At 44.1% G+C, this 13271-nt stretch carries 13 protein-coding genes; 10 read left to right on the top strand and 3 right to left on the bottom strand.

Annotated elements, in window-relative coordinates:
* Nucleotides 1–55 precede the first annotated feature (55 nt).
* Nucleotides 56–520: a methyltransferase family protein gene (locus tag C4S60_RS11270; RefSeq protein ID WP_103880445.1), complete on the top strand. Its 465-nt coding sequence runs from the start codon at nucleotides 56–58 to the stop codon at nucleotides 518–520.
* Nucleotides 521–574: 54 nt separating this feature from the next.
* Here C4S60_RS11270 and C4S60_RS11265 read toward each other — a convergent pair whose 3' ends face one another.
* On the bottom strand, nucleotides 575–1300 hold the full coding sequence (locus tag C4S60_RS11265) for a DUF3581 domain-containing protein (protein WP_103880444.1): 726 nt from the start codon (nucleotides 1298–1300) through the stop codon (nucleotides 575–577).
* Between the two features lie 219 nt (nucleotides 1301–1519).
* On the bottom strand, nucleotides 1520–2728 hold the full coding sequence (locus C4S60_RS11260) for an MFS transporter (RefSeq protein WP_103880443.1): 1209 nt from the start codon (nucleotides 2726–2728) through the stop codon (nucleotides 1520–1522).
* A 240-nt stretch (nucleotides 2729–2968) separates the two neighbouring features.
* Here C4S60_RS11260 and C4S60_RS23445 point away from each other — a divergent pair, with 240 nt between their 5' ends.
* From C4S60_RS23445 to C4S60_RS11230, 6 genes are all read left to right on the top strand, one after another.
* The gene (locus C4S60_RS23445) at nucleotides 2969–3337 is read left to right on the top strand and encodes a putative hemolysin (protein ID WP_160111356.1); all 369 of its coding nucleotides are present in this window, start codon (nucleotides 2969–2971) and stop codon (nucleotides 3335–3337) included.
* Between the two features lie 9 nt (nucleotides 3338–3346).
* The gene (locus C4S60_RS11250; protein WP_103880442.1) at nucleotides 3347–4540 is read left to right on the top strand and encodes an alpha/beta fold hydrolase; all 1194 of its coding nucleotides are present in this window, start codon (nucleotides 3347–3349) and stop codon (nucleotides 4538–4540) included.
* A gap of 238 nt (nucleotides 4541–4778) precedes the next feature.
* Nucleotides 4779–4853 (top strand): tryptophanase leader peptide, encoded by a 75-nt coding sequence (gene tnaC, locus C4S60_RS23955; RefSeq protein ID WP_222301464.1) that lies wholly within the window; start codon nucleotides 4779–4781, stop codon nucleotides 4851–4853.
* A 224-nt stretch (nucleotides 4854–5077) separates the two neighbouring features.
* Nucleotides 5078–6538 carry a tryptophanase gene (gene tnaA, locus C4S60_RS11240; RefSeq protein ID WP_103880440.1) on the top strand — a complete coding sequence of 487 codons (1461 nt, stop codon included), beginning with the start codon at nucleotides 5078–5080 and terminating at the stop codon, nucleotides 6536–6538.
* Between the two features lie 121 nt (nucleotides 6539–6659).
* Entirely contained in the window at nucleotides 6660–7874 is a 1215-nt protein-coding gene (locus tag C4S60_RS11235; RefSeq protein WP_103880475.1) for an aromatic amino acid transporter, read from the top strand.
* A gap of 79 nt (nucleotides 7875–7953) precedes the next feature.
* Nucleotides 7954–8340 (top strand): RidA family protein, encoded by a 387-nt coding sequence (locus C4S60_RS11230; RefSeq protein WP_103880439.1) that lies wholly within the window; start codon nucleotides 7954–7956, stop codon nucleotides 8338–8340.
* 105 nt (nucleotides 8341–8445) lie between these two features.
* On the opposite strand, the gene C4S60_RS11225 is transcribed toward C4S60_RS11230, so the two are convergent.
* Nucleotides 8446–8667: a hypothetical protein gene (locus tag C4S60_RS11225; protein ID WP_103880438.1), complete on the bottom strand. Its 222-nt coding sequence runs from the start codon at nucleotides 8665–8667 to the stop codon at nucleotides 8446–8448.
* Between the two features lie 214 nt (nucleotides 8668–8881).
* On the opposite strand from C4S60_RS11225, the gene C4S60_RS11220 reads away from it, so the two are divergent.
* The 3 genes from C4S60_RS11220 (at nucleotide 8882) to C4S60_RS11210 (ending at nucleotide 13229) form a co-directional block, all read left to right on the top strand.
* Nucleotides 8882–9655, top strand: coding sequence for a siderophore-interacting protein (locus C4S60_RS11220; protein ID WP_103880437.1), 774 nt, complete (start codon nucleotides 8882–8884; stop codon nucleotides 9653–9655).
* Between the two features lie 314 nt (nucleotides 9656–9969).
* On the top strand, nucleotides 9970–11427 hold the full coding sequence (locus tag C4S60_RS11215; protein WP_103880436.1) for a glyceraldehyde-3-phosphate dehydrogenase: 1458 nt from the start codon (nucleotides 9970–9972) through the stop codon (nucleotides 11425–11427).
* A gap of 251 nt (nucleotides 11428–11678) precedes the next feature.
* Entirely contained in the window at nucleotides 11679–13229 is a 1551-nt protein-coding gene (locus C4S60_RS11210; RefSeq protein WP_103880435.1) for a hypothetical protein, read from the top strand.
* Nucleotides 13230–13271: the final 42 nt, after the last annotated feature.

Here is a 13271-nt window from a genome sequence, read left to right as displayed (position 1 = left end):
TTACTATCTTAAGCGTCCGTAAGGGCGCTTTTGCTTTCTGACAAAGGAGCAAATGATGAAAGCGCTAGAGCTTAAAATACCACCCGTTCTGGTATTTATCTTGTTTGCAGCTGCAATGATTGGATTGGAAAAATTTAATAATGGTTGGCTGTACGTGTACATCCCATTGAAAATTATTTGGGTATCCGGGCTTGTTATTTTGAGCGGTTATTTTGGTATTGCCGGGGTGTTAGAGTTTAGAAAAGCACAAACAACAGTCGACCCTACGAAACCGGAAAAGGCGAGTTGTATCGTCGATACTGGGGTCTTCTCAATCACTCGAAATCCTATGTATGTAGCGTTATTTGCTCTGCTTGTCGCCTGGGGGATCTGGCTTGAAGATGGATTGAGTTTGTTCCTCTGTTTGCTGTTTGTCCCCTATATGACCCGCTTTCAGATCAAACCAGAAGAGAAAGTGTTGGAGAGCTTATTTGGAGATGACTACCTTGCTTATAAAAACAAAGTAAGGCGATGGCTTTAAAAAAAGCAGCCTCAGGGCTGCTTTTTTTGTCTTTATTGTTTGCGAAACGTCGTATTATGCGGCATCGCTAAACTTGCTCAGGAAATCTGCTTTACACTCGTTGAAACGCGTTACCAGATCGTTCACTGCACTGTCTTCATATGGCTTAAGGCCACTTGCCACCATGCGTTTGATGCCCTTACCAACGACAACACCGTCTTCTTTGAAGGCAAAGTTCAATGTGACAACACCACGTTTACCTTCAACATCAAATGTTGCGCCTGTAAACGACACTTCAGGGTGAGTCAGATCCAGGTGTTCAAATTCCACTTCCATGCTTTCATAGATGACCAGTGGACGCTGACAGTTGATCATCATCTGCTGCTCTTGCATCAGAGGTACCATGATGTGGGGGAAGTTCATGCCAGAAAACTGTACGTAGTTAGTCACGACGTGTTCGATGAACTCCTGGTTATAGCTTTTCTCACCGTGATGAGTCATTTGCAAATATTCTTTGCCTGACTGGTCGACAACGGCGCTCTCACTATCACCTTTGTTACTAACGTTCAGTGCTACACCGTCACTCACCATGCCAGAGAAATCGAAACGCATTTTCTGGCTGATGCCTTCTTTCTGCAGCAGCACGGCAAATAGCAGGTCGCCAGGTACACAGAAGCGTTTGTTGTCTTCGTCGTGGATAGGATTGAAGTCACCAGCGACTTTTTTTGCAAAGTGGCTTGCTTGTTGACGAGTAAACTCGAACTGTTCGTTGTTGGTTGATACGTAAGGAGCTAAAAACATAATTCTCTTAGACTAAACTCTATTGGCTGCGATTATATATGATGAATTGATTTGAATGGTCCATCCAGTGGGCTATTTGAGCACTACTGACTTTATCTAGTATAGCGCTCAATGGGCCATGGGGCGATACCTAAGATAAAGCTAACTTATTGGAAAGTCATATTATTGCCTCAGTATAGTCAGTGTATATCATGCTCAATGCGTCCCGGCCGAAGGTGCTTATGCTGCGGTTGCTACGTGGTTGTTGCGTTTGGCATAGACAGTTAAACCAGCAATACATGCCAGGGCGACGATGATACCACCCAAAGATAGGGTAAAGACCGAAACGTAACCGAACTTATCGATGGATAAACCTGCCAACATAGCGCCAACCCCAAATCCGCCGGCCATGCAAAGCATTAGAAGACCTTGAGTAAGGGCAGGGGAACTCGGGCTCAGTCTGCCAGCGATCGATGGAATGATCATGTCATTCCATGACATCGCTTGCATCAGAATAACCAGAAGCGCAATGGGCAACACTGCGGGAACGTCGTGTCCTGCAGTGATCCAGAACAGACCGCCAACGATTAGATAGACTCCTTGTGCAGTGTACCAGACCATGAAGGGACCTCTTCGTTGCATCCATCTTCCGGCAGATTCCAGCATAAAGATGCTAATGACGGCAGAAATGGCCATACCAAGTGCTGAGTTACCGATGTCGACGGAATAGACTTCTTTGATCAATAACGGGCCGAGTTCCATCAGGTTTGACGATAGGAACATAGAGAAAAACACGGCAAGCAAGAATAAAAACCACGGTGCAGTGCTTTTGATTATGTCTGATTTTTGATTCAGGTAGTGCTCAGCTTCGATGTGTTCCGAATTATCGATGTCAATTTTCGGTGGTGGTGCCACAGAAACCAGGCAGAGTACCGTCACTACCAGGGCCATTAAGATCAGCAATTGATCGTCACTGTGTACCTGAAGCCTGTCGGCAAGAGCGATCAATAGGCCGGTAACAACGACACCGAAAAATTGGCATTGATAGAGACTGGCAAGTCCTCGTCCTTCATCATTCTGGTTTTTGCTCGCAGCGATGACAAAAGTGGGATTAAGTACCAACAGGGCGACACTGCCAAGGCCAATCAGTGCACCAACCAACCAGTAAATCGCGGGCGTGGTTGCGGCGAAGTAAAGGATAAGCAAAGCGATAAAATGAGTGAACAGCGCCATTCGCTGCAGAACTCGGTGGCAGGAATACTTGTCTGCCAAACCACCTATCAGTGGCGCCAGCAAACCAGCACCGCCAATCAGAGCCATAACTTGTCCCAATAGTGCGCCACTGCTGGTTCGTTCTATGATGATAGGGTTAAGTAAAATTGCAATGCCTACCCATTGAACAATACCAAGGGAGGCCTGAGCAAAATGCCATAATCGGATGCCATTCATAAGTGGGATTCTCTATTAATAATATACTCACAAATTGTCGAATATTTCACTGAAGAAACAAGTAACATACCTTGGGTTACCCTCTCACAATCACAGTTTTTTCAGTCAGAGATATGATGTTACCCGGATCGAAAATCATCCGTTGCAGGCGTTCACAATCCGCGCTAGTTGATGTAGTTGTACGTTGAAATTTGTTGGCTTTCATCTAGCTTTATTAGAAGGGGCGTAGAGGAAAATAATATGAAAAATAGCCAGTTATTTATGTGCTTCGGTGTTGGTCTTGTGTTAGTGGTTTCTTTTGCCGGGTGTTCAAATACACAGGTGCCTGCAGAGAAAAGTGTAGGTATGGCTAACCCTGCTGCCGTGTACTGTGAGCAACATGGCAGTTATGAGTTGGATACTGGGCAGTGTAACTTGAAATTGGGTGGAAGTGTCGATGCGTGGGAATTCTATCGCCTACACCATGAAGAAATGCCTAACGAAGCGGCCCGATATTGTGAGAGCACGAATGGGGTGTACAAAAACGACAGTGATGAATGCGAGCTTCCAGATGGAAAAGTAATGGATGCTTCGGAGTATTTCAACGCTCATAAAATGAGTGGTGGTTAACAGAGCAGAATGAGTGAAATGGTGAAGTATTACTTCCTGACCCGTTGGGTTATCGGGTCACTGCTAGTGCTTGTTGCGGGGTGTTCGAATACGATCATTGACCAAGAGCCTGACATGTATACCAGTTCGGGTTCAATAGCTCCGTATCTTCAGCCTAGCTTCGATCAATATGTGGACGAGACGCGCCAGTGGCTGGATGATACCCGTGTGTTCCATGGGGCAGGGTATCGGGTCGAGATGGATGTGGTCAGCCCCTATCGATTAAGACCTCAAAACCCAAATGGTCAAGGAATACTGTTGGTACATGGCCTTGGGGACTCGCCCTATTCGTTTGTCGATATTGCCCCCTATTTGGCCAGACACGGCTACCTGGTTCAGGTGATGTTATTGCCCGGTCATGGCTCACGTCCGGCAGACTTGATGAATCCTACCAATGAGGACTGGAGGCAAGCTGTTGAACATCAAATTTATCTGCTTCAAAAGGAAGTAGACACAGTTTGGTTAGGTGGTTTCTCAACGGGTACAAATCTGGTGACCAGTTATGTTGTTCAGTCGACCGAAAAGGTAAAGGGGTTGATCCTATTTTCACCGGCCTTTGTGCCCAAAGATCCCTTTGCATCGATGGCGGGTTTTGCCAGTCATTTCGTTGATTGGGCAAGTTTAGAAAAGGAGCAGAATTATACCCGATATGACTCTCTGGCTATGCGCGGTGCTGCGCTCTATTATCAATCTTCGATCGATGTCAGAGAAGCCATTACCAAAAGCAATATAGACGTGCCCACTATTCTTATGGTTACGGAAACGGATGAGTTGATAAATGCAAAGGCAGTATACGATTTGTTTACTGACCACTTTCGCCACCCATCCAGTTCATTGATTTGGTTTGGAGAACAAGAGTATTCAGATCCAAGGTTTGTGTTGTTTCCGATGAATATCCCGGATTCGAACATCCAAAGTGGTTCCCACATATCAGTGCTTTACCAAGATACCAACCCTCTATACGGGCGAAGGGGGCTAATGCGTCAGTGTGGTGGCCAGCAGGCTGGTGAAGTCTATCGGGTCGATTGTGCCAAGATGCCCACACTGTCTTATTCGGCCTGGGGCCTGTTTGACGAAGATACCATCAGTGCCAGACTGAGCTGGAATCCATATTTTGAACCTATGATGGTCAGGGTATTGGAATTTATGAGCTCGGATTTATAAAATTCTAAATGACCGTGGCCATAAAAATGTTTTTATTAACTAGTACGCTGTATTGATCACGGTCAAAATAAATCTCTGCTCTAAGTGATTAATATCTTTACATTCATCTTTTTTGTTAGCAAGTTCTCAAATTATATTCTATAGTGATGACATGACGAATTAATTATAGATAATTAACTTAGTTAGTTTGGAATATGCCTTGGTCAGCAAGGTATTGAACACTCAAGTAGGTAAACAAATGGATAAGTTCAACATCACAAGTAGCTGGATCACTCTAGACTACAAAATCGCTTTCTTCTTCCCTTCGAGATAACCCTGTCTCTCGCACTATCCGGTGCGCTTGGCCTTACATAGTTATATTCAACTGATCTTATAATCGTCTTGTGGTTGATTATAGCGTTACTGTATCGCTTTACTTTATAAATAAAATTAATCGTATCTGGGTATATATTCTGGATAGGGTTCTCTTCGAATAAAATTAATTGTCTTGTTGGTTGATATATTAAATAAGACAAATGAAATATTAGGTATATAAATATGGAAAACTTCAAACATTTACCAGAACCGTTCCGCATTCGTGTTGTTGAGCCAGTAAAACGTACAACACGTGAATATCGTGAAGAAGCTATTATGAAAGCAGGCATGAACCCATTCCTGCTTGACAGCGAAGATGTATTTATTGATTTGCTAACTGACAGTGGTACAGGTTCGATTACCCAAGAAATGCAGGCGGCTATGCTGCGCGGTGATGAGGCTTACAGTGGTAGCCGTAGTTACTATGCGCTGTCAAACGCGGTGAAAGATATTTTCGGTTATGAGCTTACTATTCCGACTCACCAGGGCCGTGGTGCAGAGCAGATTTATATTCCTGTCCTTATTAAGAAGCGTGAGAAAGAAAAAGGTCTTGATCGCTCTAAGATGGTGGCATTGTCAAACTACTTCTTTGATACCACGCAAGGTCACACGCAAGTTAACTGCTGCGTAGCGAAAAACGTTTATACCAAAGATGCGTTTGATACTGCGGTTAATGCAGACTTTAAAGGTAACTTTGATCTGGAAAAACTGGAAGAAGCAATTATTGAAGCAGGCCCGGCTAACGTTCCTTATATCGTCAGTACGATTACGTGTAACTCAGCTGGTGGTCAGCCAGTATCCATCGCAAACCTGAAAGCCGTGTATGAAATTGCTCAAAAATATGACATTCCAGTCATCATGGACTCGGCGCGCTACGCAGAAAATGCTTACTTTGTACAGCAGCGTGAGCCTGGTTATCAAGATTGGACTATCGAAGAGATCACACGTGAGTCTTATAAGTATGCTGATGGCCTTGCGATGTCTGCGAAGAAAGACGCGATGGTTCAAATGGGCGGCCTATTGTGCTTTAAAGACGAATCCATGATGGATGTTTACACTGAATGTCGTACTTTGTGTGTGGTTCAGGAAGGCTTCCCAACTTATGGTGGTCTGGAAGGCGGTGCAATGGAGCGCTTGGCTGTAGGTCTATACGATGGCATGCGCCAGGATTGGTTGGAGTACCGCATTAATCAGGTGCAATACCTGGTTGATGGCCTGGAAGCAATCGGCGTGGTTTGTCAGCAAGCAGGTGGTCATGCGGCATTCGTTGATGCTGGTAAGCTTTTGCCACACATTCCGGCTGAGCAATTCCCTGCACACGCTCTGGCTTGTGAGCTATATAAAGTTGCCGGTATTCGAGCGGTTGAAATCGGTTCACTTCTTCTGGGCCGAGACCCTGCAACAGGTAAACAGCATCCATGTCCGGCTGAATTGTTGCGTTTGACTATTCCTCGAGCCACTTACACTCAAACCCATATGGACTATGTCATTGAGGCGTTTGGGAAAGTGAAAGAGAATGCCCATAAAGTGAAAGGTCTTGACTTCACATACGAACCAGAAGTGCTGCGTCACTTCACCGCTCGTCTAAAAGAAGTGGAGCCCGTAACAACTCAAGCTGAAGCTAAAGTGCTCGAAGAAGCATAACCCGTTAAGAGCGTAGCCATTCCGGCTGCGCTCTCTTTCTCAAGCAACACAAATAATTAAAGCTGAGAAATATAGGGTGAATCACTCTAATCCAATAACGTGAATTTAAGAGAACAGAATGATGAAAAAAAATCCGTCTCTGATAGGTGGTGCCTGCATTATAGCGAGTGTCTGTGTAGGCGCTGGAATGTTAGGTTTACCGAGCGCGGGCGCTGGTGCCTGGACCGTCTGGTCCATGCTGGCAATTGCAATAACAATGGTCGTCATGACAATTTCCGGATGGATGTTGTTAGAAGCATTTAAAAACTACGATTTGAAAGTGTCGTTCGACACCGTCACCAAGGATCTTCTAGGTGATAAGGTTAACCTTATCAATAATATTACCGTTTACTTTGTTGGTGGTATTTTGCTCTACGCATATATCACGTCATCAGGGCTCATTTTACAGAATGTTTTAGGTCTCAATGCCAAAGTGGCTTCCGCACTTTTTGTTCTTGTATTCTCAGCGTTCGTTTGGCATTCAACCAGAGCTGTAGACCGTATATCTGTAGTACTTATTGCCTTTATGATCCTGAGCTTTGTGTTTGGGGTATCGGGTCTGGCGGTAAAAGTCGATATGGCGGTGTTGTTTGACACTATTAGTGAAGAGCACGCCTATGCACCGTATGCTATGGCCATGTTGCCTGTAGCCCTGACATCCTTTGGCTATCATCACTCAGTATCATCCATGCGTGCCTACTATGGTGAGGAAAACAAAGCGAAGTATGCGATTCTAGGCGGAACCGTAATTGCGCTGAGCCTTTACTTCCTATGGCTATTTAGCATCTTTGGTAATCTTCCAAGAGCCAACTTTGGTCCCGTGATTGAGCAGGGCGGCAACGTAGATGCATTACTTCAAGCCTTGGGTTCTGTGATTGAGTCAGACAAAGTTGCCAGTGCCATCAACACATTCTCTATGGCAGCCATTCTGTCTTCGTTCATTGGTGTGGGCCTGGGTGTTTTTGACTTCTTGGCTGACTTCTTCAAATTTGAGGATACCAAGCAGGGTCGTACTAAGACCTGGCTGGTGACATTCCTGCCACCGTTGATTCTTTCGTTGCTGTTTCCGTTTGGTTTCGTCATTGCGATTGGTTATGCAGGTGCGGCAGCGACAGTTTGGGCTTGTATTATTCCTGCATTGCTGGCGAAGAAAACCCGAGAGGTACACGCTGAAGTGGAAGGATTCAGAGCGCCAGGCGGGCAAGTGATGGTGAATTTGGTTATCACCTTTGGTGTGCTGACCGCAATCTTCCATGTGCTATCAATGGTAGGGATGCTACCAACATTTACAGGCTAGACGAATACCTACGTTAATACCGAACGGCCAGTTTGTGCGGAGCAGACTGGCCGATATATTTAAATTTAAGGAGCTTTCTATGAGTGCAATTACGACGAATAATGCACCCGCGGCCATCGGTCCTTATGTTCAGGGTGTTACCTTCGGAAACATGGTGATTACATCCGGCCAATTGCCTATTAATCCTAGTACTAAGTTGATGCCAGAAGATGTGGCGGCGCAGGCAACACAATCTCTGGAAAATGCGCTTGCGATCATCAAGGAAGCTGGTTTACAGGCAAGTCACATTGTAAAGACAACTGTGTTCGTTAAAGATCTTAATGATTTTACTCGTGTTAATGCAGCGTATGAACGTTTTTTTCAACAGCATGAAGCACCATTTCCGGCTCGCTCTTGTGTCGAAGTCGCCAGGCTTCCGATGGATGCGAAAGTGGAGATAGAAGTGATAGCTGTAAGAGGTGAGTAACTTTTGTGCGGGGGCGCCTACGATAGCGGCGCCTCATTTCGAGTCTTGCGCTCTGTCCCAAAAGATTTCAATATGTCTGTCTGATGGCTGCATAGTTTAAAGTGTCTATTTGCTTCGCCATGTTTTGCTAATCCACCCTCCAATTTCTTCATCAAAGTAATTTCCACTAAATTCTTGTTTGTATTCAACGACATTATCTGATTGTGGTCGTTCATCAAGTAAATGGTTGATATAGACCGCCATTGGATCATCAAATTGATCCCGGCGCTTGCGTTCAGCGACTTCCTTGATGATTTTCATCCGATATGCCTTGCTCATTTTTTTCATGTTTTACCTCCCATGTTGTGATCGGTCTATCAACAATAGAAGTAAAGAAGGGGGTGGTCAAATAATGAACAATATTTTATAGCTATTTATGTATGAACGTGGTAGCGCATTATGTACGTGTTACAGAGTGATAATGTAAATTAGTGAAAAGCTACAGCCAGATCTTTGTCAATGTGATAACCTTAAATGAAAACAATAATCATTATGGTAAGATATGAAAAAGCCAACACCCAAAACCATTACTGTCATTGACATTCATGCGTTGTCACCCAACATACTGCGAATTTCCTTCCAGTCAGAGGCTCTTAAGCACTTCCCTGAAGACAGTGAAGGTGGCTACTTCAAGTTTCTATTCGATGAAGAGGGCCAAGTGCTAGTAGGTCCCCTCAAGGATAATGCCAAGCCAAAAATGCGCACCTATACAATTCGTAATCTTGAGCTTTTGTCCGGCAAAATGGATGTGGATTTTGTCACTCATGTTACTGATGACAAAATGTGTGGCTTCGGGGCGCGATGGGCAATGTCTGCTGAGGTTGGTGACACTATATCTATAGTCGGTCCAGGTAAGGTTCAGGAGGTTAATCTCGACAAGGACTGGTTCTTTTTTAGTGCCGATATGACGTCTTTGCCTACTCTGGCGGCAAAACTGGAAAAGTTGCCCAGCCACGTAAAGGGTTACGCTGTGATTCAGGCAACGGATAGCAGAGACCAACAGTCTGTTCGCGCGCCTGATGGAATAAAAGTGATTTGGACCACCGAATCATTGTCTACAGTGTCAATGCAGCAACCCTGGTTAGACGGTGAGCCTTTTGTCTGGTGCGCTTGTGAATTTGATGAAATGAGGGCGCTTCGTCAATATTTCAGAAATGAAAAAGAGGTCAACAGGCAGGACATTTACATCAGCAGCTATTGGAAGCGTGGCGTCGCAGAAGATGGTCATAAAGTCATCAAAAAACGTGACCACGATGAATTTGAGAATACCAAGTGAGCATATTCATTGGGTGTGTGGATGTGTTCTGTGGTCTGCTTCCGCACTCTTGATTGATTAGGGAAAATAAGGTCGGCTTTGGTTATAATTTTTTACGACTAAGGTCGAAGTTTTTGCCATAATAAATTCTACATAAATCACACTTTTCCCTATTTTTGGTATCGATTATTTTTACTAGCAGATTAAGTCCCTGTTTGTTACACTCCTGCGCATAAAAAATAACAACACTATTACACCCCCAATCCGCTCATTATCTCTTGTACCCTACAGCCAAGAGTAACGAGCCTTTAACTTTTAGAGGTCCTCCAGTTACTATGAGTAATAGCAACATCTCGCAAACTGAAATCCACCAGAACCAGTGGCAACGTAACCAAACTCTCGCCGAATCCATCATGCCGTTACTAGGGCGGTTGTACCGAGAGAAGGGTGTTGAAATTCTATTGTTCGGTAAAACACTCGTAAATGCCACAACAATAGACATTATCAAAACTCACCGTGTTTCCCGCCATTACTCTTCTCATCCTGTCGACATCGCTCAAACTGCTCCTATCATCGAAAGACTGACCGAACTCAACCTGTCTCCATGTTGTATTGATGTTGGTCAACTGGCTCAGCAATATTGGTCCTCTCATGATAGTGAAAACAATATCGACGACTTTTTGATGACGGCTTTGGTGGAGAGCATTGAAAGCAATGGCGCTATCGAGTCTCGCGATGTTGTCCTTTATGGTTTTGGTCGTATTGGTCGTCTTCTGACACGTATCCTGGTCGAAAAAAGTGGTCCGGGTTATCCGTTGCGTTTGAAAGCCATAGTGGTTCGAGGTGGTCGTGACGGCGATTTGCAAAAGCGTGCGAGTTTATTGCGTCGTGATTCTGTGCACGGACAATTCAATGGCAGCATTGTTGTTGATGAAGAAAATAAAGCACTGATTGTTAATGGTAATTACATCCAGATTATTTATGCGAACAGCCCGGCAGACGTTGATTATACCCAGTACGGTATTCAAAACGCATTGGTTGTTGATAATACGGGTGTATGGCGCGATGCTGAAGGTTTGGGACATCACGTCGCTTGCAACGGTGCAGATAAGGTACTTCTGACGGCACCTGGCAAAGGTGCGATTAAGAACATCGTATTTGGCGTGAATCATGAGTCGATTCTGGATTCTGACACGATTGTGTCGGCAGCTAGCTGTACAACGAATGCGATTACGCCGACACTAAAAGCGGTGAATGATAAGTACGGTATCGTTTCTGGTCATATTGAAACAGTGCATTCATACACGAATGACCAGAACCTGATCGATAACTACCACAGTGGTGACCGTCGCGGCCGTTCTGCATCGCTGAACATGGTTTTGACGTCAACGGGAGCAGCGAGTGCAGTCGCCAAAGCACTACCTGAGCTTGCGGGTAAACTGAGTGGTAACGCTATCCGCGTACCAACACCAAATGTCTCAATGGCTGTGGCTAACCTTAATCTGGAAAGCAATACGACAAAAGATGAGTTGAATGCATATTTGCGTGAAATCTCTCTGACGTCAGCGCTGTCGGCTCAAATTGATTACACAGATTCGACAGAAATTGTCTCGACCGATCTGGTTGGCGCACGCCACCCAGGTATTGTTGACGGTCAGGCAACCATTGCTCAGGACAACCGCTGTGTACTTTATATCTGGTATGACAACGAGTTTGGATACAGCTGTCAGGTTGTTCACTGTATGGAACAGATGATGGGTGTGAAGTATAAGACGTATCCTGCTATTGGTTAATCGAAGATACCAAGATTAAGATGTTTCCGCGACGCCATCAGTGTAATGCTGGTGGCGTTTTTCGTTTTGAATCAACCAACTTTCATATCAGTTTTACTGCTCAGGTGCTCAATGGATGAGTTATTAGGTCAGTAGTTCAACGTATATGTGACCAATAGAACGAAAGCTACACGCTCTGTGGTGGTAGTGGTTAATCTGGGCTATATAGATATAAAGGGAAGAGTGACCAGCGCAATCTGGCCAGAGGGAAAATGGAAGCAAACCGCAGATACTTAGTTAAAGTGATGTACGTATGCTTAATAGTGTTCGTTTCTATTTTTACTACACTTTATGTCACATTATTTGAGATAAATAGCGATGTGGCATTTCTCGTATACATGGCTAAAAATACTGGATGGAAGGAGTTGTATGCTGATTTTTATGAAGTAAATCCACCTCTCATTGTTTACTTATATAAGCTATTTTTGACTCCGAGTGATATGGGGTTGTTAAGTGATATATCGGCTATTCGTATTGGCACGACAATATACTTCCTTATTTGCTTGTTTTTGGTGTATCAGCTGTTGCGTCTTGTGTCAAAAAACGCATTACTGATTACTTTTTGTGCTTCGTTAGCTCTGTTTACTATTTATCCGTTGGCATACTCTCAAAGAGAACATTTTGTTGCTGCTGGACTCGTTGTTTATATCTGCAATGTCTGGTCATCAGGACCTGCTACCCGGTATGGTCTTGTTAGACTGATGTCGACCTTGGTAGCTGCTATTGGTTTCTGCCTCAAACCACAGTACCTTGTTGTCATGTTCCTCATAGAGTTTATGATGATATGGAAAGGCCGAATAACCATAAGGTATAAAGATGTGCTTCTTATATCCATGTGGGGCATCTTTTATATATTCTCGGTTTACTATTTTAATAGTGGCTATATTTACACCATCATTCCCATTTCTTTTGATTATTATACGCAATATAAGACCAGTAAATCAGAGCTTGTGTCGGTCGCTTCTGGTTTGGCTATTACTGTCCTACCTTGTTATATCTTTATGCGCGGGATTAAGTGGGAGTCAGAGTATGTAGTTTTATTAGCTATAGGAATATTAGCGACATTGGTTGCTTATGCTTCTGCTGGAACAGGGTTTGGCTATCATTTAATACCAGCCATCACTCTTTCATCCACGATGTTATACAGCGCAGGTATCATCGCAATAAAGGGGCTTGTTGCTGGTAAAAGAACAATCAACATGATTTTACTAATCATCTCGCTAGTGCCGCTGTCTTTTTTACATGCCCCATACTTCAGAAGCATAGACCTCTTCATGTTCAAACCGTCTGTCGATCGACTCTTTGCGATAAATCAGGAGTTGAGTGATGACATGATAGTCGATGAAGAGTTACTTCTGTTATCAGAGGAATTAAGCCAGATGACCGAAGAGGGCGATGGGATCCTTGTTCTCGCAACAACAGCTATGTACCCGCACCATGCTATTGTTATGCATTCCAAACTAACATGGGCAAGCAGCTTCCCCAATTTTTGGTTGCTTCCTGCAGAAGTTAATTATGACGCTTCAAGTGCTAGTCAACAGGCGCACATTGAAAATATTAGGTCTTTGGTTTTTCGTGACTTATTAGACTATAAGCCTAAGATCATTATTTTCGCCCATCAAAAGGACAACTCTACGCACAGTCTAACGCTACTCATGGAAGATACCAACATTGCCCAGAAACTATCAACTTATGAGTTCCACATCAAAATGCCGGCAGATGACCTAGATTATTTCATATATAGTAACCACGGTAACAAGTAGCCCAAAGGCTATTTGTTACTGTGGCTAGTAGTATTTTTGCCC

The organism is Vibrio hangzhouensis, from assembly GCF_900107935.1.
In the GTDB taxonomy this organism is placed as follows: domain Bacteria; phylum Pseudomonadota; class Gammaproteobacteria; order Enterobacterales; family Vibrionaceae; genus Vibrio; species Vibrio hangzhouensis.
This window is presented reverse-complemented; position numbering and strand designations above follow the sequence as displayed.

What these genes read in the sequence shown, in the direction of transcription:
- C4S60_RS11270 (WP_103880445.1), top strand. Translation starts at nt 56, where the DNA reads ATGAAAGCGCTAGAGCTTAAAATACCACCCGTTCTGGTATTTATCTTG.
- C4S60_RS11265 (WP_103880444.1), bottom strand. Translation starts at nt 1,300, where the DNA reads ATGTTTTTAGCTCCTTACGTATCAACCAACAACGAACAGTTCGAGTTT.
- C4S60_RS11260 (WP_103880443.1), bottom strand. Translation starts at nt 2,728, where the DNA reads ATGAATGGCATCCGATTATGGCATTTTGCTCAGGCCTCCCTTGGTATT.
- C4S60_RS23445 (WP_160111356.1), top strand. Translation starts at nt 2,969, where the DNA reads ATGAAAAATAGCCAGTTATTTATGTGCTTCGGTGTTGGTCTTGTGTTA.
- C4S60_RS11250 (WP_103880442.1), top strand. Translation starts at nt 3,347, where the DNA reads ATGAGTGAAATGGTGAAGTATTACTTCCTGACCCGTTGGGTTATCGGG.
- tnaA (WP_103880440.1), top strand. Translation starts at nt 5,078, where the DNA reads ATGGAAAACTTCAAACATTTACCAGAACCGTTCCGCATTCGTGTTGTT.
- C4S60_RS11235 (WP_103880475.1), top strand. Translation starts at nt 6,660, where the DNA reads ATGAAAAAAAATCCGTCTCTGATAGGTGGTGCCTGCATTATAGCGAGT.
- C4S60_RS11230 (WP_103880439.1), top strand. Translation starts at nt 7,954, where the DNA reads ATGAGTGCAATTACGACGAATAATGCACCCGCGGCCATCGGTCCTTAT.
- C4S60_RS11225 (WP_103880438.1), bottom strand. Translation starts at nt 8,667, where the DNA reads ATGAAAAAAATGAGCAAGGCATATCGGATGAAAATCATCAAGGAAGTC.
- C4S60_RS11220 (WP_103880437.1), top strand. Translation starts at nt 8,882, where the DNA reads ATGAAAAAGCCAACACCCAAAACCATTACTGTCATTGACATTCATGCG.
- C4S60_RS11215 (WP_103880436.1), top strand. Translation starts at nt 9,970, where the DNA reads ATGAGTAATAGCAACATCTCGCAAACTGAAATCCACCAGAACCAGTGG.
- C4S60_RS11210 (WP_103880435.1), top strand. Translation starts at nt 11,679, where the DNA reads ATGGAAGCAAACCGCAGATACTTAGTTAAAGTGATGTACGTATGCTTA.